The organism is Pararoseomonas baculiformis (assembly GCF_017813395.1).
Classification (GTDB): domain Bacteria; phylum Pseudomonadota; class Alphaproteobacteria; order Acetobacterales; family Acetobacteraceae; genus Roseomonas; species Roseomonas baculiformis.
In genome coordinates, this window is the sequence record NZ_JAGIZB010000013.1 from 86,032 (window position 1) to 105,999 (window position 19,968).

At 70.6% G+C, this 19,968-nt stretch carries 16 protein-coding genes; 10 read left to right on the forward strand and 6 right to left on the reverse strand.

The features are described from left to right. Window positions 1–26: 26 nt before the first annotated feature. Genes J8J14_RS14765 through J8J14_RS14780 form a run of 4 tightly spaced genes read left to right on the forward strand, consistent with a single transcriptional unit; the run spans window position 27 to window position 5,432 of the window. Window positions 27–2,576 (forward strand): ligase-associated DNA damage response DEXH box helicase, encoded by a 2,550-nt coding sequence (locus J8J14_RS14765; RefSeq protein ID WP_209380296.1) that lies wholly within the window; start codon window positions 27–29, stop codon window positions 2,574–2,576. Continuing rightward, window positions 2,573–3,280, forward strand: coding sequence for a ligase-associated DNA damage response endonuclease PdeM (gene pdeM, locus J8J14_RS14770; RefSeq protein ID WP_209380297.1), 708 nt, complete (start codon window positions 2,573–2,575; stop codon window positions 3,278–3,280). Before J8J14_RS14765 ends, pdeM begins: the two co-directional genes overlap by 4 nt. Then, entirely contained in the window at window positions 3,277–4,722 is a 1,446-nt protein-coding gene (locus J8J14_RS14775) for a cryptochrome/photolyase family protein (protein WP_209380298.1), read from the forward strand. The genes pdeM and J8J14_RS14775 overlap by 4 nt, the downstream gene beginning before the upstream one ends. After that, the gene (locus J8J14_RS14780; protein WP_209380299.1) at window positions 4,719–5,432 is read left to right on the forward strand and encodes a metallophosphoesterase; all 714 of its coding nucleotides are present in this window, start codon (window positions 4,719–4,721) and stop codon (window positions 5,430–5,432) included. The genes J8J14_RS14775 and J8J14_RS14780 overlap by 4 nt, the downstream gene beginning before the upstream one ends. 34 nt (window positions 5,433–5,466) lie before the next feature. Here J8J14_RS14780 and J8J14_RS14785 read toward each other — a convergent pair whose 3' ends face one another. Beyond that, window positions 5,467–6,483: an ABC transporter substrate-binding protein gene (locus tag J8J14_RS14785; protein ID WP_209380300.1), complete on the reverse strand. Its 1,017-nt coding sequence runs from the start codon at window positions 6,481–6,483 to the stop codon at window positions 5,467–5,469. Between the two features lie 344 nt (window positions 6,484–6,827). On the opposite strand from J8J14_RS14785, the gene J8J14_RS14790 reads away from it, so the two are divergent. The 3 genes from J8J14_RS14790 (at window position 6,828) to J8J14_RS14800 (ending at window position 11,218) form a co-directional block, all read left to right on the forward strand. Further along, a complete protein-coding gene (locus tag J8J14_RS14790; RefSeq protein ID WP_209380301.1) occupies window positions 6,828–9,230 on the forward strand; it encodes a circularly permuted type 2 ATP-grasp protein in 2,403 nt (800 codons plus the stop codon). Beyond that, complete coding sequence (locus J8J14_RS14795; RefSeq protein WP_209380302.1) at window positions 9,227–10,099, forward strand: transglutaminase family protein; 873 nt, start codon at window positions 9,227–9,229, stop codon at window positions 10,097–10,099. The genes J8J14_RS14790 and J8J14_RS14795 overlap by 4 nt, the downstream gene beginning before the upstream one ends. A gap of 93 nt (window positions 10,100–10,192) precedes the next feature. Beyond that, window positions 10,193–11,218: an ABC transporter substrate-binding protein gene (locus J8J14_RS14800; protein ID WP_209380303.1), complete on the forward strand. Its 1,026-nt coding sequence runs from the start codon at window positions 10,193–10,195 to the stop codon at window positions 11,216–11,218. A gap of 22 nt (window positions 11,219–11,240) precedes the next feature. Here J8J14_RS14800 and J8J14_RS14805 read toward each other — a convergent pair whose 3' ends face one another. Then, window positions 11,241–11,966: an endonuclease/exonuclease/phosphatase family protein gene (locus J8J14_RS14805; RefSeq protein WP_209380304.1), complete on the reverse strand. Its 726-nt coding sequence runs from the start codon at window positions 11,964–11,966 to the stop codon at window positions 11,241–11,243. A gap of 9 nt (window positions 11,967–11,975) precedes the next feature. Further along, window positions 11,976–12,542, reverse strand: a complete 567-nt coding sequence (locus J8J14_RS14810) for a DUF2238 domain-containing protein (protein WP_209380305.1) — start codon at window positions 12,540–12,542, stop codon at window positions 11,976–11,978. Window positions 12,543–12,657: 115 nt separating this feature from the next. Between J8J14_RS14810 and J8J14_RS14815 the strand changes: the two genes are divergently transcribed. After that, entirely contained in the window at window positions 12,658–13,656 is a 999-nt protein-coding gene (locus J8J14_RS14815; protein ID WP_209380306.1) for a 2-hydroxyacid dehydrogenase, read from the forward strand. A gap of 9 nt (window positions 13,657–13,665) precedes the next feature. On the opposite strand, the gene J8J14_RS14820 is transcribed toward J8J14_RS14815, so the two are convergent. Then, a complete protein-coding gene (locus J8J14_RS14820) occupies window positions 13,666–14,655 on the reverse strand; it encodes a Bug family tripartite tricarboxylate transporter substrate binding protein (RefSeq protein WP_209380307.1) in 990 nt (329 codons plus the stop codon). Window positions 14,656–14,804: 149 nt separating this feature from the next. Between J8J14_RS14820 and J8J14_RS14825 the strand changes: the two genes are divergently transcribed. After that, entirely contained in the window at window positions 14,805–15,881 is a 1,077-nt protein-coding gene (locus J8J14_RS14825) for a TauD/TfdA family dioxygenase (RefSeq protein ID WP_209380308.1), read from the forward strand. A gap of 82 nt (window positions 15,882–15,963) precedes the next feature. Here J8J14_RS14825 and J8J14_RS14830 read toward each other — a convergent pair whose 3' ends face one another. Further along, window positions 15,964–16,926, reverse strand: a complete 963-nt coding sequence (locus tag J8J14_RS14830; protein WP_209380309.1) for a Bug family tripartite tricarboxylate transporter substrate binding protein — start codon at window positions 16,924–16,926, stop codon at window positions 15,964–15,966. Between the two features lie 229 nt (window positions 16,927–17,155). On the opposite strand from J8J14_RS14830, the gene J8J14_RS14835 reads away from it, so the two are divergent. Further along, window positions 17,156–19,303, forward strand: a complete 2,148-nt coding sequence (locus J8J14_RS14835) for a TonB-dependent siderophore receptor (protein ID WP_209380310.1) — start codon at window positions 17,156–17,158, stop codon at window positions 19,301–19,303. A gap of 48 nt (window positions 19,304–19,351) precedes the next feature. On the opposite strand, the gene J8J14_RS14840 is transcribed toward J8J14_RS14835, so the two are convergent. Next, window positions 19,352–19,861: a hypothetical protein gene (locus J8J14_RS14840; protein ID WP_209380311.1), complete on the reverse strand. Its 510-nt coding sequence runs from the start codon at window positions 19,859–19,861 to the stop codon at window positions 19,352–19,354. Between the last annotated feature and the right edge of the window lie 107 nt (window positions 19,862–19,968).

Genomic DNA, 19,968 nt, shown 5'->3' on the forward strand with positions numbered 1-19,968 from the left:
CGGGCGATGCCATATAGGGCGGGCCCATGGGAACATTGCCGGAACCCTTCGCGGGCTGGTTCGCCGCGCGCGGCTGGACCCCGCGAACTCATCAGTTGGCCCTCTGGAAGGCCGCGATATCGGGCGAAAGCGCCCTCCTCATCGCCCCGACCGGCGGAGGCAAGACGTTGGCGGGCTTTCTCCCCAGCCTCGTGGACCTGCATGCGGAACCGCGGGAGGGGCTGCACACCCTCTATGTCTCGCCGCTGAAGGCGCTGGCGGTGGACATCGCCCGCAACCTGATGGACCCGGTGCGCGAGATGGACCTGCCCATCCGCATCGAGACCCGGACCGGCGACACCCCCCAGAACCGCCGCGCCCGCCAGCGGGAGATGCCGCCCCAGATCCTGCTGACCACGCCGGAAAGCCTGGCAGTGCTCCTCGCCTCGCCCGAGGCGCCCGAATTCTTCGCGGGGCTGCGGACCATCGTCGTGGACGAGGCCCATGCCATGGCAGGCAGCAAGCGTGGCGACCAGCTTGCCCTGTGCATGGCCCGGCTGGACCGGCTGGCTCCCGGGCTGCGCCGCGTCGGGCTCTCGGCCACGGTGGCCCATCCGGAGGCCCTTCGCGCCTGGCTCTCCCCGACCGCGCGGGCGGAGGATGTGCGCCTCGTCCTCGGCAAGGGTGGGGCGGAACCGGTGATGGAGTTGATGCTGCCGGCGGGACACCTGCCATGGGGCGGGCATATGGGCCTGGCTTCCGCGCCGCGGATCCTGGAGCGCATCGCCGGGGCGGGCGTGACCATCGTCTTCGTGAACACCCGCGCCCAGGCGGAGCTGATCTTCGCGGCCCTGTGGAAGATCAACGAGGAGAACCTGCCCATCGCGCTCCACCATGGCTCGCTCCAGATCGAGCAGCGGCGGAAGGTGGAGGCGGCCATGGCGGCCGGGAAGCTGCGCGCCGTGGTGGCCACGGCCTCGCTCGACCTTGGCATCGACTGGGGGGCGGTGGACCAGGTGATCCAGGTGGGCGCGCCGAAGGGCGTCTCGCGGCTGCTCCAGCGCATCGGCCGAGCCAACCACCGGATGGACGAACCCTCCCGCGCCGTCCTCGTGCCGGCCAACCGGTTCGAGGTGATCGAGTGCGTGGCCGCCACCGAGGCCGTGCGCGCGCATGAGCTGGATGGCGACCCGCCTCGGCCGGGCGGGCTGGACGTGCTGGCGCAGCATATCCTCGCCATGGCGTGCCAGGCGCCCTTCCACCCGGATGAACTCTACGCGGAGGTCACGCGGGCAGGCGCCTATTCCACCCTGTCCCGGCGCGACTTCGACGACGTGCTGCGCTTCGTCGAGGATGGCGGCTACGCGCTGCAGGCCTATGACCGTTTCCGGCGGCTGTTCCGCGACAGCGAGGGAATGGTGCATGTGCGCGATCTCCGCGTCGCGCGGCAGGCCCGGATGAATCTCGGCACCATCGTGGACACGCCCATGCTGAAGGTGCGGCTGCGCGGCGGGCCGGTGCTGGGCGAGGTGGAGGAGTGGTTCGCCTCCACGCTGGAACCTGGCCACTGCTTCATCTTCGCGGGCCAGACGCTGCGCTATGAGGGGATCGACGCCCTGACCATGGTGGTCACACGCGGGGGAGAGGGCGAGCCGCGCGTGCCCGCCTATGCCGGGGCGCGGATGCCGCTTTCCACCAGTCTTTCCCTGCGCGTGCGCTCCATCCTGGCGGACCCCCGCCGGTGGCGCGGCCTTCCCGAGCCGGTGCGGGACTGGCTGCGGCTGCAGCGCCACCGCTCCGAGCTGCCGCAGCGGGACGGGATGCTGATCGAGGTTTTTCCCAAGGGCGGCCGCTGGTTCATGGTGGCCTATTGCTTCGAGGGGCGCCTGGCGCACCAGACACTGGGGATGCTGGTCACCAAGCGCATGGAGCGCATGGGCTACGCCCCCATGGGCTATCTCGGCACCGACTACGTGCTGGCGACCTGGAGCGCCTTCGAGCCGGACGAGCCCGAGCGCCTCTTCGAGGAGGATATCCTGGGCGAGGAGCTGGAGGACTGGATCGCCGAATCCTCGATGCTCCGCCGCACCTTCCGCAACATCGCGACGATCGCCGGGCTGATCGAGAAGAACCACCCGGGCCAGGAGAAATCCGGCCGCCAGATGACCATGAACTCGGACCTGATCTACGACGTGCTGCGCAAGCATGAGCCCGACCACATCCTCCTCCGCGCCACCCGGGCGGAGGCCGCCCACGGGCTGACCGATGTCGGGCGCATCGCCACTCTCCTCTCCCGGGTTCAGGGCAGCATCCGCGTGCGGCGGCTGGACCGCGTCTCGCCGCTCGCCGTTCCGGCCCTGATCGAGGAAGGCCGGGAATGGGTGGCGGGCGGCGCGGAGGACGCGCTGCTGGCCGAGGCCGCCGCGCTCGTGGATGAGGCAACCGGCGGCGCCGAGCATTTCGCCGATGTTCTGGCCGAGGTGACGGAGGGGGTCCGCGTGCGTTCTGGGGTGGTGGACCGCCCGAGAAGACAGGACAGGAAGCGCAGGCCGCCGCCGCGCCGTTTCATCCGCAGCGCCAGGGAGCTGGCGCCATGACCCCCGCCCCGCTTCACCTGTCGGGGGAACGGCTCATGCTTGACCCCATGGGCGTTGTCTCCTGGCCCGCGCGCCGCACCCTCGTCGTCTCCGACCTGCATCTGGAGAAGGGCAGCCACTTCGCCGCGCGCGGACATTTTGTTCCGCCCTACGACACACGGGAGACCCTGAGCCGGCTCGCCCTGGCCGTCCGCCGTTATCGCCCGGCACGCCTCGTGCTGCTGGGGGACAGTTTCCATGACCCGCGCGGATGCGAGCGCATGGCACCCGCGGATTGCGCGGCGCTGGGCAGGCTGCTTGCCGAGGTGGAGGAGGTTGTCTGGGTGCTCGGCAATCACGACCCCGTCGCGCCGGTCGGGCTGCCCGGAATGGCTTCGGCGAGCCTGGCGGATGGGCCGATCACCTTCCGGCACGAGGCTGATTTCCGGGCGGTGGGCGAGTTGAGCGGGCATTTCCACCCCAAGGCCGCCCTGGCCACCCGGGCCGGCACCATCAGCCGGCCCTGCTTCGCCACCGATGCGCGCCGCGTGATCCTGCCCGCCTTCGGCGCCTATACGGGCGGGCTGGATGTGCGCGATCCCGCGCTGGGCGGCCTTTTCCCTCGGGGAGGAAGGGCCTTCATGCTGGGCGAAGGCCGGCTGTTCAGCATTCCCATGCCGCCGATGCGCCGCCCGGCTCAGCGCAGCCCGGAGCGGGTGGGATGACGGCGCCCGCCATCCTCTGGTTCCGCCAGGACCTCCGCCTTGCGGATAATCCGGCGCTGGAGGCGGCGCGGCAGCGGCCGGTGCTTCCTGTCTTCGTGCTGGATGACGCGGCGGCGGGGGACCTGGCCTATGGCGGCGCTGCCCGCTGGTGGCTGCACCACAGCCTGGAAGCCCTGGGGCGTGATCTCGGCGCGCGGGGTGCGCCGCTGCTGCTTCTGCGCGGCGATGCCGTCGCCCTGCTTGCCGACCTTGCCGAGAGGATCGGCGCGGGCGAGGTGCATGCGGGCTGGCTGGCGGAGCCCTGGGCCCGGGCACAGGAGGCGGCCCTGGCCGCGCGGCTCTCCGCGGGGGGAAGTCGCCTCGTCCTCCACACCTCCACCCATCTGGTCCATCCCGATGCCATTCGCGCCGGATCGGGGCGGCCCTATGCGGTGTATGCTCCTTTCGCACGCAAGCTGCTCGCCATGGGCGAGCCGCCGCCGCCTCTTGCGGCACCGGCGCGGCTGGAGGGGGTGTCCCCGCCCTCCCCCGGCCTGCCACTCGCCGCGCTGGCCCTGCTCCCGCGCCCGCCCGTGCCCGACTGGGCCGCTGCCTTCGGATCAGCCTGGAAGCCAGGTGAGGCCGGGGCGCGGGAGCGGCTGATGCGCTTCGCGCGGAGCGGATTGGCGGACTATCCGCTCCGCCGCAACGACCCGTCGGTGGAGGGTTCCTCCGGCCTTTCGCCCCATCTGCGCTGGGGCGAGGTGTCGCCGCGGCAGGTCTGGCAGGCGTCGCGGGAAGGAGGCGCCGAGGAGGCCCTGCCCTTCCTGCGGGAGATCCTGTGGCGCGAATTTTCCCATCACCTGCTCTGGCACCGGCCGGAGATGCCGCATGCCGCCCTGCGCGCGCCGTTCGCGCGCTTTCCCTTCGAGCCGGACCGGCGCCTGCTGCGGGCGTGGCAGCGCGGCCGCACGGGCTACCCCATCGTCGATGCCGGTATGCGGCAGCTCTGGCAGATCGGCTGGATGCACAACCGTGTCCGGATGATCGCGGCCTCGCTCCTGGTGAAGCATCTCCTGCAGCCCTGGCAGGATGGCTTCGCCTGGTTCATGGACACGCTGGTGGATGCCGATCCGGCGAATAACGGCGCCTCCTGGCAGTGGATTGCGGGCAGCGGCACGGATGCGGCGCCCTATTTCCGCGTCTTCAACCCGGTGACCCAGGGGGAGAAGTTCGACCGGGATGGCGCCTATGTGCGCCGCTGGGTGCCCGAGCTGGCCGCCATGCCCGCGCGCTTCATCCATCGCCCCTGGGATGCGCCCGCCGATATCCGCGCCGGCGCCGGCCTGGCCGAGGGAACCTATCCCCGGCCCGTTGTGGAGCATGCCGCCGGCCGGGCGCGCGCCCTGGCCGCGCTGCGCGCCACCGCCCGCGGCGTCCTGCCCGAGGAGGCCGGCGCTTGAGGGAGCTGCGCGAGCGCTTCGAAGGCATCCGCGTCGTGGGCGACGTCCATGGCGACGCGGAGGCATTCCATATCGCGGTGGACGGCGCGGTGTCGGAGCGCCTCTTCGTCATACAGCTGGGCGACCTGACGGATGGCGGTTCGGACGCACCGGGCGTGCTTCGCCGCGCCTTCGCGATGCGCGCCGAGGGCCGCGGCCTTTTCGTGCTGGGCAACCACGACCACAAGCTGCGCCGCGCGCTGGAGGGCGCTCCGCTGCGGATCGAGCCGAACGGGCTGGGCCGCACGCTGGAGCAGATCGAGGCGACGAAGGATGCCGGGACCCTGCGCCGCCGCGCCGTGGAGGAGATCGGCCGCGCGCCCGCCTGGCTGCGGATCGACCAGCGGCTCTTTGTCCATGGCGGCTTCCACCCGCGCATGCTGCACGCCGCCCCGCCGCCCGATGCCGGGGCCCGCAAGCCGGAAGGGCTGGTGCCCCGTGCCCTCTTTGGCCAGGTGACGAGCCGGATGCGGGAAAACGGCTATCCGGAGCGCCTGCATGACTGGGTGGACCGCATCCCCCAGGGCTTCACCATCTATTGCGGCCACGAGATGCGCAGCGGGAACGGGCGCCCCCTGATGCAGCTCGGTGCCGCCGGCGGGGCGGCGGTCTTCATGGATACGGGCGCCGGCAAGGGCGGCCATCTTTCCTGGGTCGACCTGCCCTGGTAGGCCCGGGCGGCTGGCCCGCCCGGGCCGGCAGGGCTCAGCCCAGGCCCACCTTCCGGTTCACGAAGTCCAGCGAATAGCCGCGCCGGATGTCCAGCCCGGCCGGGTACACGCCTGTCTCGCGCATGATGGCGTAGAAGCGGTCCCAGCGCTCATTGGTCATCGCGCCGATGCCCAGCGTCAGCGCCTCGTTGGACTGGACGATGCCGCGCTCCTTCATCGCACGGAGCCCATAGGCCATCAGCTCATCCGGCATCTCCGGGTTGTGCTGCCGGATCAGGGCATTCGCGGCGGCGACGTCCTCGCCCTTCATGTAGTCGGCCCAGCCCTCCATCGTCGCGTCGATGAAGCGCTGCACCACCTCGCGCCGCTCCGCGATCATCTTCCGCGAGACGTCGATGGTGGTGTTGTAGGCCTCGTAGCCCGCATCGGCGAGAAGATGCACGCGCGGCCTGGCGCCGGCCTGGATGGCCGAGAAGGGCTCCGAGGAGACCAGGCCCTGGTAGATGCTCGTCCTGTCCACCATGAATGGCTGCAGGCTGACGGCCTTCGGGCGGATCTGGCTGTCGTCGAAGCCGAAGCGGCTGCGCAGGAAAGGCCAATGGGTCACGCGCCCGGCGGCACTGATCGAGATCGGCTTGCCGCGCATCTTCTCGAAGCTGTCGATCCCTGCTTCCTCATGGGTCATGAGGATGACGGGATCCTTCTGGAAGATGGCCGCGATGCAGAGGAAGGGGATGTTGTCCCGCGCGTAGTTCAGCGCCTGGAAAGGGTTGGACATGATCATGTCCGCCCGCCCGCCGACCAGCATCTGCGCCGGGTTCTGCTGCGGCCCGCCCTGGCGCAGGTCGCAATCGATGCCGTGCTTCCGGTAGATGCCCTTGGCCACGGCCTGGTAGTAGCCGCCATGCTCCGCCTGGGCGCGCCAGTCGGTCTGGAAGACGACCTTGTCCAGGCTCTGCGCCGAAACCCGTGCCCCGGCCACCGGGACAAGGGCGAAGGCCGCGCCTCCCGCCAGGAGGCTGCGCCGCTCGATGCGGTATCTGGTGCCCATGCTGATGCTCTCTGTCCTGATGCCGGTTCCGCGCGCGGGCCCCATGCCCGCGCCGATGCGCGTTCCGGAGCCTTGATGCCATGCCGGGCGGGGATGGCACCAGCGGGGAGCGGGTGCCCACGGCCATGCATCGCGCCCGTTCGGTCGCAAGGCCGGCATGTTCGGGTGGCAGCGGGCCCGGCTGCCGCCAGGTCCTGCCGCCGGCGGTGGCCGGGGCAAGAAGCGCCCTTTCACCCGGCGCGGCGGCCAGTATGCTGCGCCCGCTTCTGCCAGAGCCCTCTTCCAGGCCCATCCCGCATGTTCCCCGCCATCCTCTTCCCGCCCATCCGGTCATCGAGGCCGGCGTGAGCTTCACCACACCCGACGAGATGGTGGACGGGCGCGGCCGGGTGCGCCCCCATTGGAGCGGGCTTCTCGGCGCCTTTTCCAGCCTGCCGGAAGGTGGGCTGGCGCAGCGCGCCCGTCTGCTCGACCGCGCCTTCGAGGAGGAGGGGCCGGCCGGGTTCCTCCCCGCCGCGCGTCGCGACCAAAGGCGGCTCGATCCCGTGCCCCTGGTCCTCGACGCCCGCGAATTCGCCGCGCTGGCCGAGGGGCTGGCCCAGCGCGCCCAGGTGCTGGAGGGCGTGCTCGCGGATCTCTACGGCCCACAGCGCCTGCTGGCCGATGGGCTGATCCCGCCGGAACTGGTCTTTCCCAACCCGGCCTTTCTTCGCCCCTGCCGCAACCTGCCAGCGCGGCGCTACCTGCACGCCTATGCGGCGGACCTTGTCCGCGGCCCGGACGGTGCATGGGCCGTGGCTGGCGACAGCGTGGTGGCGATGGAGGGGCTGGCGCAGGTTTTCGCCAACCGCACGCATATGGCGCGGGCCCTGCCGGAAGGCACACGCGCCGTTCCCATGCGCGCGCTGCGGCCCTTCATGGATGCCTGGCGGGAGGTGCTGCAGCGCGCCGCCGGGGCGGAGCCGGCCGGCGCGGCCACGGTGGCGCTGCTGACACCGGGGGTCGGCCACCCGGCATGGGGCGAGCATGTGATCCTGGCCCGGGAGCTGTCCTGCGCCCTGGCCGAGGTGGGCGACCTTTCCGCGCGCGGGGGATCGCTGTTCCTGAAGACCCTGCGGGGCCTCCAGCCCGTGCGGGTACTGCTCTCGCGCCTGCCGGGCGCGCAGCTCGATCCTCTGGAACTGGGCGGACGCCCCTCCGCCGGCATTCCGGGGCTGATCGGCGCGCTGCGGGCAGGCACCGTGGTGCTGCACAACCATCCCGGCGCCGGTCTTGCCGAGGCCCCTGCCCTGCCCGCCTTCCTGCCCAGGCTCTGCCAGGCGGTGCTGGGCGAGAGGCTGATCCTTCCCAGCCTGGAGACGCTCTGGTTGGGCAACGAGGCCAGCCGGGGGCGCTACGCGGCAGCGCCGGAGGATTATCTTGCCCGGCCCGCCGGCCGCGCCTGCGCGGAAGCCGCAGCGCCGCAGGGCGACCCGCGGCTCTGGGCCGCAACCGCCCGGCCCCGGCCCTCCCTCGCACCCAGCCTCGTGGGCAATGGCCTGGAGCCCCGGCCCGTCACCCTTCGCCTCTTTCTTTTGCATGATGGCCACGCCTGGCGCTGCCTGCCTGGCGGGCTGGCACGGGTGACGGACGCGGAGGGGCGGCCGACCGAGTTGTGCAAGGATGTCTGGGTGATCTCGGATGAGCGCGGCGAGACCCGCGGGCCGGGAGCGCCGCGCATGGCCGCCCTCGCCATCCGCCGTGCCTCGGGCGACCTGCCCTCGCGCGTGGCGGACAACCTCTTCTGGCTCGGCCGCTATGTGGAACGGCTGGATGATTCGGCCCGGCTGATGCGGGCCACCCTTTCGCGGCTGAACCGCGCCTCGATGCTGGCGCATGACGTGGCGGAGGTGGCAGCCCTGTCGCGCTGCCTGCTGGATGCGCGGCTGATCCTGCCGGAGGAGGTGCCGACCTCCGGCAATGATGCCGCGCTGCGCCGGGCCCTGCTGGCCGCGGGCCATGAGGGCGGGCGGCTGCACCGGCTGAGCGGTGAGGTGGCGCGGCTGGTGGAAGCCACGCGCGACCGCCTGACCGGCGACATGCACGCGGCCTTCACCCTGCCCCTGCGGGAGAGCCGGGCGGCGCTGGTGGAGGCGCAGGACCCGGCCGCTCTGGGCGCCGCGCTGGGAGGGCTGGTGCGCTATGCCGCCGGCGTTGCCGGGGTGGCCGCGGAGAACATGGTCCGCGGCGGCGCGCACGCCTTCCTCGATCTCGGCCGGAGGCTGGAACGGGGGGCGAGCGTGGCCGCCCTGCTCGGGCATCTTCTGCAGGAGCCGGCGGCCCGGGTGGAGAACGCTCTGGTCCTCGCGCTTGAGCTCTGTGATTCGGTCATCACCTACCGCACGCGCTACCTGCATGTGCTGCAGCCCGCCGCGGCGCTGGACCTGGTGATGGCGGACCCGGCCAATCCGCGCGGGCTCTCCTTCCAGCTCGGCGCGGCCGAGATGCTGCTGGCCGGGGTTGAGGGCGGGGGCGACCCGATCCTCTCCGCCACAGCCCGGCAGCTGCGATCAGATGCGGAGGCGCTGGCGGCGGAGGTGGCCGGGGCGGCCGATGGCGCCGCGGCGGCCCATGGCATCGCCGGGCGGCTGCTCGCGCTGGAAGGCGCGGTGGGCGCCCTGTCGGACGCGATCGGGCGGCGCTACTTCACGCTTCTCGCCGGGCCGCGGCTGCTCGGCGTGGACACGGCGGAACGGGGGGCGGCGTGATCTACCGCGTCCGGCATGTCACCTCCTACGCCTATGAGGCACCCGTGGAGATGGCGACGCATCTCCTGCACCTGCTGCCGCGCCCGCTGGAGCGCCAGCGCGTGCTGAAGGCCAGGCTGACCAGCGACCCCGTGCCAACCCGGCGGGAGGAAAGCACCGACCATTTCGGCAACCACACGGCCTGGCTCTACCTGGACCGTCCCCATACGCGGTTCAGCGTGACGGCCGAGTCCGTCGTCGATGTGACTTCCCCGCCCCGGATGCCGGAGGTCACGCCGCCCTGGGCCTCGATCCGAGAGGCGGCGCTTGGCCATCCGGAGGTGGCCGAGTTCCTGTTCCCGAGCCCATCCCTGCCGCCCGTTGAGGCAGCGCGCGACTACTTCGCCCCCTATTTCGCCCCGGGGCGCCCTGCTGGGCAGGCGGCGCTGGAGATGATCGCGCGCTTCCGGGACGGCATGGCTTTCCGGGCGGGTGTGACCACTGTTTCCACCCCCGTGGAGGAGGTGCTGCGCCGCCGCGCCGGGGTTTGCCAGGATTTCGCGCATCTGATGATCACGGGGCTGCGGATGCTCGGCATCCCGGCTCGCTATGTCTCCGGCTATGTCCGCACGCACCCGCCGCCGGGCGGGGTGCGGCGCGTGGGCGCCGACCAGTCCCATGCCTGGGTCGCCGCCTGGCTGGGCGAGGAGGCCGGCTGGGTGGAGATGGACCCGACCAACAGCCTCTTCGTCGAGGAGGAGCATGTGGTGCTCGGCTGGGGGCGGGATTTCGGGGATGTGTCGCCGCTGCTGGGCGTCATCCTTGGCGGAGGGCACCACTCGGTCTCCGTCGGTGTGGACATGGACGAGCCGGAGGTGCTGCCGGGCTAGGCGCTTCGGGCCGTCGCGCGGCATCCTTCCTGCATGGGCGGTGCATCCACGCCGGCTTGCCGGTGCCCTCGGTCCTCCGGAGAACGCCTGATCATGAGCCTCCATCGCCGCACGCTGCTGGCCACCGGGGCAAGCCTGCCCCTGGCCCTGCCCGCCGTCCGAAGCGCCGCCGCCCAGGCGCCGATCCGCTTCTGCCTGGACTGGGCGCTGCAGGGGAACCACGGAATGTTCGCCCTGGCGGAGGACCGCGGCGTCTTCCGGCGCGAGGGGCTGGCCGTGCGGATGGATCGCGGATTCGGCTCGGGCGACACGGCCGTGAAGGTGGCAGCCGGCGCCTATGACATCGGCTACACCGACGTCTCCACCATGGTGAAGTTCAACGCGGAGAACCCGGACAAGCGGCTGGTCTCCATCTACCAGGTGCTCGACCGCACCGCGACGGCGCTGATCACCCTGAGGAAGAGCGGCATCACCGATCCGAAGGCGGTGGCCGGCAAGCGGCTGGGCGCGCCGGAGGGCGAGGCGAGCCGCATGCTCTTCCCCGCCTTCGCGCGCGTGGCCGGGATCGAGGCATCGGGCATCCGCTGGACGAGCATGGCGGCGAATCTTCGCGACACCATGCTGGCCCAGGGCCAGGTGGATGCCGTGACGGGCTTCCTCTTCACCACCTTCTTCAACCTGGTCGGGCTGGGCGTGAAGGAGGAGGACATCATGGCCTGGCCCTATGCCGAGAACGGGCTGGACATCTATGGCAGCGCGGTGGTCGCCCGCGTGGACTGGCTGGAGCGGAACCCGCAGCAGGCCGCCGCCTTCGTGAAGGCTTCGGTGGAAGGGCTGAAGATGCTCCTCAACGAGCCCGATGCCGGCATGGCCGCGCTGAAGCGCCACGAGCCGCTCTTCGACGAGGCGCTGGAGAAGCGCCGCTGGGCCATGACGCGCGACCGTTCGATCCTGACTCCCCATGTGCGGGCGAATGCGAGCGGCGCCGTGGACATGGGCCGTGCCGAGACGCTGATCCGTGTGAACGCCGAGGCCTATGGCGTCACCACCCCGCCCAAGGCGGCGGAGATGTTCACGGAGCGGTTCCTGCCTCCCGCCAGCGAGCGCAGGATCGGCTGATTCCGGCCGGCGCGGCCCGGGTTCAGACCCCGGCCGCGCGCGGCGCCAGCAGCGCGGTGTCCACCCTCGCCTTCAGCGGCAGGTGGTCCGATGCACGGCGCGCCAGGCGCGTGTCATGCACCTCCACCACCGGGACCAGCCCTTTCGGATGGCCCAGGATGCGGTCGAGCGAGAGCATGGGCCGGAAGGCGGGGAAGCTTGGCGCGGGCGGCGGGGTGCCGAAGACGGGCTCCAGCACGCCCAGCACCGAGTGGCCCGGCCGCCATTCATTGAAGTCGCCGAGGACGAGGGTGGGCAGGCCAGATTCCGCCCCGGTCCGCATGGCGCCGAGCAGTCTCTCCGCCTGGATCCGCCTGCGGCCGGCGCCGAGGCTGAGATGGGTGGCGATCAGCCGGAAGCCGCCCCAGCCCAGGTCCAGCTCCGCGAGGATAGCCCCGCGGGGCTCCATGCCGCCCAGGCGCAGCCCGTGCGGTGGGGCGAGCAGCCGCGCCCCGGCACGCAGCAGCACCACATTGCTGCGCCAGCCCTGCTCCCCTTCCCGCTCCGCCACGCGAAGCGGATGCAGGCCGGTCTCGCGCGCCAGCCATGCCGCATCGAACATCGGCCGCGCCGGGTGGAAGTAGTGCTGCGCCTCCTGCAGGGCGATCAGGTCCGGGCGGATCTCGGCGATCACGCGGGCGATGCGATCCGGCCGGAACAGCCCGGCGGCATCGCGGCCCCGGTGCACGTTATAGGTGGCGACCAGCATCCATCGCCCTCAGCGCGGTGGGACGGAACGGCGCGCGACGGCGCCGGCGATGGTGGCGCCTGCCCCCGTCAGCAGCACGTCGGTCCAGGTATCCGTCCAGTCGCCGATCAGGTCGGTCGCCCATTCGAACACCTCCCATCCCGCCCCCAGGGCAAGGCCGAAGCCGGATGCCGCCAGCACCAGCCCGGCCCGTTCCCTCGGCCGCCCATCCGCCTGGAGCAGCGCGACGAAGACCATGCCGGCCAGGAACCCGCTGAGCAGATGCACGATCTCGTCATAGGGATTCACCCCATAGAACCAGTTCAGCCCATAGCCCGGGCTGGAGATGAGAGTGGCGAGGATCGGGGCCGCATCCACCCGGCGCGGCAGGGCTCGGATCCGGTGGGGCAGGACCTCCATCCGCTCCCGCGGGGGCAGGATCAGGCCGAGGCAGCCAAGCAGCGCCAGCAGCGTGCCCATGGCGGCGTTGCGCTTCTCCAGATCCCAGAACCACGCGGCCATGGCGAGGAGGGCGAGAATGCAGATCCAGGCGAAGGCGGATTGTCGGCGGACATCCTCACGCGTCAGCAGCGGCAACCCCGTCCCTCCCCTTGGCGAGCCTGACCGCGGGGGAACGCATGGTGGGGCCGCAGGGTCGCATGGGGTGGAGGAGGCGTGATAGGGGCGGAGGACATCGCCAGGGAGCCGCCTGATGAAGGTCGCCGTGTTCAGCGCCAAGCGCTACGACCGCCAGATGCTCGCGGAGCTGAACGGACCGCATGGCCATGCCCTGACCTTCCAGGAGGCGAGGCTGGAGCCGGAGACGGTGGCCCTGGCATCCGGCTTTCCCGCCGTTTCGGTCTTCGTCAACGATCAGGTGGATGCGGGCGTGCTGGAAGCGCTGGCGGCCGGGGGCACGCGGCTGGTGGCCACGCGCTCCACCGGCTTCAACCAGATCGACCTGCGCGCCGCCGCCCGGTTGGGCATCCGGGTGACGCGCGTGGCGGACTACTCGCCCCATTCCGTCGCGGAATTCGCTGTGGGACTGCTCCTGGCGCTGAACCGGCGCATCCACAAGGCCTTCGAGCGCACCCGCAGCGGCAACTTCGAGTTGGACGGGCTGATGGGCTTCGACCTGCATGGCCGGACGGTGGGTGTGATCGGCACGGGCAAGATCGGGCGCGTCTTCGCCCGGATCATGGCAGGCTTCGGCTGCCGGGTGCTGGGCCATGATCCCTTCCCCCACCCCGGGTTCGAGGCGCTGGGCGGCCGCTATGTGGAGCGGGAGGTGCTGGCGAGGGAGAGCGACGTGATATCCCTGCACTGCCCCCTTACGGAAGACACACGTCATGTGGTGAATGCGGCGTTCCTCGCCAGCACCAGGCCGGGGCTGTTGCTGGTCAATACGAGCCGCGGCGGGTTGGTGGACACAAGGGCGGTGATCGCCGCGCTGAAGTCGCGCCGCCTCGGCGGGCTGGCCATCGATGTCTATGAGCAGGAAGCGAGCCTGTTCTTCCAGGACCGGTCCAGCGACATCATCGATGACGACCTGATCCAGCGGCTCGTCTCCTTCCCGAACGTGCTGCTGACCGGCCACCAGGCCTTCTTCACGCGTGAGGCCTTCGGGACGATCTGCGCGACCACGCTCGAGAGCATCACGGCCTTCGAGCGTGGCGAGGAACTGGCCAACGAGGTCCGGGCGCCGGGCTGAGCGCCCGGGCTACTGCACGCGGATGTTCTGCTCCTTGATGATGCGCGCCCAGCGCTCCGTCTCCGCCGCGATGCGCTCGGCGAATCCGGCCTGGGTGTTGGGCAGGTAGATCAGCGCCTGCTCCTGCAGCAGCTTCCTGATCTCGGACGTGGCGGCGGCCTCGGTATAGGCCGTGTAGAGCCGCTCGATGACCGGGCGCGGCGTGCCGGCCGGAGCGATGACGGCGTACCAGCCGACCACATCCACTTCCGGATAGCCGGATTCCGCCAGGGTGGGCACATCCGGCAGGAGCGGCACGCGCTGCGGCGTGGTGACCGCCAGTGCCTTGATGGCGCCGGAGCGGATCTGCGGCAGCATCAGGGGGAGCGCGTCGAACATCGCGTGCACATCCCCGGCGAAGATGGCCGGCAGCGTCTGGTTGGGGCCGTGATAGGGCACATGCTCCATCTGCAACCCATCCCGTTCCTTGATCATCTCGAAAACGAGGTGCTGCGGCGTGCCCACGCCGACGGAGGCCATGTTCATCCGGCCCGGGCGCTGCTTCGCCAGCGCGACCAGCTCCGCCACGTTGCTCGCCGGCAGGTCCTTGTTCGCCACGAGCACGAGCGGCGAGGCCGCGAACATCGTCACCGGCACGAGGTCCCGGCGTGCGTCATAGGGCAGGTTGGAATAGAGATTGGGAAAGATGGTCAGCGGGCCGAGATTGCCCATGCCGATGGTGTAGCCATCCGGCGCCGCGCGGGCGATTTCCGCCACGCCGATGCGCCCGCCCGCCCCCGCCTTGAAGTCGTTCACGACGGAGGCGCCAAGGATGCGGGAAACCTGGTCGTTGAAGGCGCGGGCCAGCAGGTCGTTCAGCCCCCCGGGCGGCCAGGGTACGATGAAGCGAATGGGCTTGGCCGGCCAGGATGCCTGGGCCAGGGCCGGCCGCGCCAGAGCCGGTGGCAGCGCGGAGGCAGAGAGAAGTGCGGCGAGGTCGCGGCGGCGCAGATCGGTCATCGAATCCCCTGGATGGGCGCTGTTTCGCGCATCTTGCCGCAGCCTGCGGGCGCCGCCCAAGGCCGCCGGAGCGCGGATGACGCGCTGCGATGCAGCCGCCATGCCATTTCGGGTTGACCGGCCGCGGCGCGCGCGCGACCGTTTCCGCCATGCAGAGCGAACATCTGAAGCCGATCGGTGGCCGCGCCGCCTGGACCGGCGCCGAACTCACCCAGGACCCGAGTTGGGTCTTCCGCTTCGATGCGCCGGCGCTGGCCGAGATCGACGCCGCCCTCGCGGGCATACGCCAGCGCGGCCTGCCGCTCCCGCGCATTCGCGCGGCCGATTTCCCCCTGCCCTCCGCGCGGCCCCTGCTGGACGCCGTGTCGAAGGAGCTGGAGGAAGGGCGCGGCCTGGTCCGGATCTCCGGCCTGCCGGCGGACCGCTATTCCGCTGAGGATCTCAGGACGGTGTTCTGGGGACTGTGCGCCCATCTCGGCACGCCGCTGCCGCAGAATACCGGGGGCGAGATCCTGGCCGAGGTGAAGGACGAGACGGGAACGGGCGCCGCCATCACGGGCCCGGACGCTTCCGGCGCTGTGCCTTCCGCGCGGGCGCGCTCCCGCTCCACCGGCCCGCTGCGCTTCCATACGGACAAGTGCGACGTGCTGGCGCTTCTCTGCGCCTCCAACGGCATCGCCGGGGGGGAGAGCCGCATCGTCTCCACCGTTGCCATCCATGACGCCTTCGCGGAGCGGCGGCCTGACCTGCTGGACGTCCTCTACCAGGATTTTTACCGCATGCGCCCGGCCGATGAGGAAGGCGAAGGCCATGCGGAACGCGTCTTCACCATGCCGGTCTTTTCGCGCGGGCCGAACGGTGCCTTCACCAGCCAGTATTCCCGCACCTATGTGGAGATGGCGCATGCCGAGCCGGGCGTGCCGCCGCTGCGGCCCGAGCAGATCGAGGCGATGGACATGCTGGCCGCCATCGCGGACGAACTGTCCCTGCAGCTGCCCTTCGAGGCCGGGCAGATCCAGCTGATGAACCAGCATGTCACCTATCATGGCCGCACCGCCTATGCCGATGACGCGGCGTCCGGCGCCTCGCGCGTGCTGATGCGGATCTGGCTGGCCACGCCGAACAGCCGGGCGCTTCCGGCGGGGCATGCGGTGCAGTGGGGCTCCACGGCGCCCGGCGCGGTGCGGGGTGGCGCCCTTCCGGGGCGCTCCGCCCTGGCCGCCTGACCCACCCCTGAAGGGGAGCCCCGGCGGCTCCCCCTTTCCTGCATGGGCGGGGCACGATGCGGCGCCCCACGCCTCTCCGGCCTCAGTCCGGCTGGATTTTCGCTTCCCGCACCACGCGGGTCCATTCGTCCAGCTCCCGGTTGACGCGCGCCTGGAGCTCGGCGGGTTGCAGGATCCGGATGATCGCGCCCTGCTCCTCGGCTCGGCGGCGGAATTCGGGCGTGTTGACCACGGCGTTGCAGGCCTCCGTGAGGCGCCTCAAGGTGGCTTCCGGCGTGCCGGCCGGCGCGAACACCGCGAACCAGCCGATTACCTCCAGATCCGCCAGCCCGGCCTCGGCCAGGGTGGGAACATCCGGCAAGGCCGGGTGGCGCGTGCCGGCGGTGATGGCGATGGCCTTCAGCTTGCCCTCGCGCACGAAGGGCATCAGCGGCGGCGGGGTGGTCATCATCATCTGCACGCGCCCCGCTACCAGGTCCTGCGTGGCGGGGCCGGTGCCGCGATAGGGAACATGGATCATGTCCGTGCCCGTGCGCAGCTTCAGCAGTTCCGTGCCGAGATGCTGGAGGGAGCCGGTGCCGGAGGAGGCATAGTTCAGCTTGCCCGGATTCGCCTTCGCATAGGCCACCAGTTCCTGCAGGTTCGCGGCCGGGACCGAGGGGTGCAGGAAGATGACCTGCGGCGCGTCCAGCAGCAGGGAGACCGGCGCGAAATCCTTCCGCACGTCATAGCCGATATTCGGCACGATGGCGGGCGAGCCCACATGGTAGCCGGAATACTGCACTAGAAGCCGGGTCCCGTCCGGCCGCGCGCGGGCCACGTCCTGCGTACCCAGCGCCCCATTGGCGCCGGCCTTGTTCTCCACCACCACGGGCTGGCCCAGCTGGCGGGAGAGCGGCTCCGCCAGCAGTCGGGCGGCGAAATCGGTGGTACCGGCGGGGGCCGTGGGAACCACGAGCGTGATGCTGTTCGACTGTGCGCTGGCCCGGCCGGCCACGCCCGCCACGGCAAGCCCCGCCAGGGCTGCGCGCCTGGAAAGCGTCATGGTTCTTCCTCCTTAGACATTGCGGGAAGGATAGACCAAGGCCCCGGGCTTGCCATCGGGAATGCTCCAGCCCGGCGAATGCGAAAAATTCGCATCATCTTACTTGCAAGGCGTTCTCATTCGCGTGTTTCTGGGCTACCGGGTCGCGAAGCCGGATCGCCGGAATCGCGCGGAGACCAAGATGCGTTCCCCCAAGCCCCACTCCACTGCCGGCCTGCTTGCCTGGTTGATGAGCGCAACGGCCCTGACCGGAGTTACCCTGTCCGGTATCGCCCTGCCGGCAGCCGCCCTCGCACAGGCGCCTGACCAGCCGGTGGCGGTGCCCAGCGTGGACGTGGCCGGCAGCGCCGAGCGCGCCCTGGACCCCGTGCGCGGCTTCGTGGCCCGGCAGGAAATCACCGGCACCAAGACCGACACGCCGCTGGTGGAGAACCCGCAATCCATCTCGGTCGTCCCGCGCGACCAGATCGATGCGCGACAGGCCCAGACGCTCGGCGAGGCGCTGCGCTACACACCGGGCGTTCGGGGCGAGAACTACGGCACGGACAGCCGCACGGACTGGTTCCAGATCCGGGGCTTCAACGCGCAGGACAACGGCATCTTCCTCAATGGCTTGCGCTACAACACGGGCTATGCCGGCAGCATGTTCGAGACCTACGGGCTCGAGCGCTACGAGATCCTGCGCGGCCCCACATCGGTCCTGTACGGGCAGATCGCGCCGGGCGGTCTGGTGAACATGGTGCAGCGCCGCCCAACCGAGACGGCGCAGGGCGAGGTTCGGCTCACAGCCGGCTCCTATGGCCGCACGCAGGTGCAGGGCACCTCCAGCGGGCCGCTGACGGCGGATGGCGTCTGGTCCTACAGCCTCACCGGCCTGGGCCGGGCGAGCCAGACGGCGGTGGACGAGGTGCATGACGACCGCGCCTTCATCGCCCCTGCCCTCACCTGGCGCCCGGATGCGAACACATCGCTGACCGTGCTGGGCTACTATCAGGCGGACCGGACCTCGGGGAACCAGTTCCTGCCCTATAACGGCACGGTCACGCCGACGCCCTTCGGGCGGATCGGCCGCAGCCTCTTTACGGGCGAGACGGATTACGACCGCTTCGACCGCACGCAATACGGGGTGGGATACGAGTTCACCCACCGGTTCAACAGCGTCTTCTCTTTCCAGCAGAATGCCCGCCACAGCCATACCGACATTGCCTGGCGGCAGGTCTATGGCGGCGGGCTGGAGGCGGACCAGCGGACGCTGAAGCGCTTCGCCTATCGTGCCGATATCGATGTCGCCACCTTCCAGATCGACAACCAGCTCCGCGCGGATTTCAACACCGGCCCCGTGGCCCATACGGTGCTGGGCGGCTTCGACTATAGCCAGGTAAACTATCGCAATGCGCAGTACTTCGCCTTTGCGGAGGGGTTGGATGTCTTCGCGCCGGCCTATGGCAGCCCGGTGCCGGCGCTGACCACGCCCTATGACAGCGTCCGGCAGGTGAACACGCAGTACGGCCTTTACCTGCAGGACCAGATCCGCTGGGACCGGCTCGTGCTGCTCGGCGGCGTCCGGCAGGACTGGGCCCTGTCGGATGTGGATGACCGGGACGCCGGCGGCGTGCGGCGCTACCAGAATGACCGCGCCTTCACATGGCGCGCGGGCGCGCTTTATCTCTTCGACAACGGGCTCGCGCCCTATGCCTCCTATGCGCGCTCCTTCCAGCCGCAGATCGGCACGGACGGCCTGGGCAGGCCGTGGGATCCGCTGGAGGGCGAGCAGTACGAGGTGGGGCTGAAGTTCCAGCCCAATGGCATGCGCAGTTTCGTGCAGCTCAGCGCCTTCCACCTGACGCAGCGGAACACGCTGACCCCGGACCCGCTGAACGTCTTCCAGCAGGTTTCGGTCGGCCAGGTCCGGGTGCGGGGCGTGGGGCTTGAGGCGGTGGCCGAGTTGGGCAATGGCGTCTCACTCGTCGGCTCCTACACCTATCTCGACCCGGAGATCACGAAGAGCAACACGGCGGCGGAGATCGGCAACCGCCCGGCGGGCGTCGCGCGCCACAATGCCGGCCTCTACGGCGAGTACAGCTTCGTCCATGCCACGGGCCCGCTCTCCGGCCTGACGATCGGGGCGGGCGTGCGCTTCCTGGGCAACACGACCACCGCTAATTCCGGCGGCAATGTCGTGCCCTCCACCACGCTGTTCGATGCCACGATCCGCTATGACCTGGAGAAGATGACGCCGGCGCTGAAGGGTTTGCAGCTGGCCGTGGCCGCGAGCAACCTGGCGGATACGCGCTATGTCAGCCGCTGCTCGGGCGATGGTGGCTGCTTCTACGGCAACCGGCTGAACGTGCTCGGCTCCATCTCCTACCGGTGGTGAGCCGGCCCCGCCCCGCCCTTCCGGGCGGGGCGGCGCGATGGGATCGCGTCAGGGAAAGGACAGGTCCGTGAGGGCGCAGGTGTTCACGCCGCGGCGCTCCTCGGCCTGGCCGCCGGCATAGACCACGCGGATGTCATTCAGGCATTGGCCATGCGGCAGGCGGATGATGACCCGCGCGCCGGGATTCAGGATGTCCTGCCCGAGCTGGTCACGGCCCCAATGGGATTCCGAAGCGGAGGAGACATAGACCTCCTGAATCGTCTGCTTGCCGCGGTTGCCCAGGCGGAAGGACGGATCCTGAGAGGCCGCTGCGGCCTGCGGAGCCTGGGTGGCTGCACCGGCCGAGGATGAGGCGCCGGAACGGCCCTGCATCTGCTGGCGCTGCATATGCTGCTGCAGCATCCGCTCATTCGCGGTGCCGAGCAGGGAACCCTGGGGGTTGTTGAAGGTGGTTCCGCCCGAGCCATTGGGTAGCCAGTACTGCTGGGCCACGGCAGTCGGAATGGCGTTGCATGCCAGCCCACCAGCGGCGAGCAGGGCCAAGACGAGGTTCCTCACGGGACATCTCCATCGGCGGGAAGGCACGGGAACGGCCCCGGCCTGCCGCTGAGTGGGTTATGGCGCCCGCGACACAGCGTGTCCACGATATCACACAAATGCTACCC